Source organism: Xenorhabdus littoralis (assembly GCF_033949345.1).
In the GTDB taxonomy this organism is placed as follows: Bacteria; Pseudomonadota; Gammaproteobacteria; order Enterobacterales; family Enterobacteriaceae; genus Xenorhabdus; species Xenorhabdus littoralis.
On record NZ_VCDP01000217.1, the window covers coordinates 1 to 712 of the forward strand.

Annotated in this window: 1 protein-coding gene; it reads right to left on the minus strand. The window is 62.9% G+C overall.

What is annotated here, in order from left to right; all coding sequences use genetic code 11:
• Positions 1–712 (minus strand): condensation domain-containing protein (locus FE394_RS19340; RefSeq protein WP_319927940.1); only part of this gene is annotated, 712 nt, incomplete at both ends.

Genomic DNA, 712 nt, shown 5'->3' on the forward strand with positions numbered 1-712 from the left:
GCGCCCTGCAATTGGCTACACCAGAAATCACGCAGCGCGGTCAGGCGGTCGCCCTGCAACTCATTGCGCTGCCAGACGGCATAGTCGGCATACTGGACCGGCAGGGACGGCAAGGCCGCCGTCTGACCCGCCAGAGCGGCCTGATAAAGCGCCGCCAATTCGCGGACCATAATGCCGATGGACCAGCCGTCGGAGATGATATGGTGCTGGGTAAACAGCAGCACATGATCCTCATCAGCCAGTTGCAGTAACTGACCGCGGATCAGCGGGCCCTGAGTCAGATCGAAAGGGGCGCAAACCTCATATTCCGTCAGTTCGGCCACGCGACGGGCCCGGGCCGTTTCGCTCAGGGCACGCAGGTCCAGACAGGGAAGGGCAAAACCGGTGTCGGCGGAAGCAACCTGCTGACAGGGCTGGCCGTCAACCAGCGGAAAGTGGGTACGCAGGCTCGCCTGACGGGCGACCAGGTCATTGAGCGCCGCAGTGAGGGCCTGCGGGTCAAGCTGACCGGAAAGCTGTAATACCGCGGGAATATGGTAGGACAGGCTGGCAGCGGGATCGAGTTGGTCGAGGAACCACAATCGCTGCTGGGCAAAAGAGAGGGGCAGGGGCACTCCGCGATCGGCCACAGGGATAACAGCCGGGTCGGTGACGGAGGCATCCGTGAGTGTCTGAGCGAGATCAATCAGGACCGGCCGGGCAAAGAGCTGAG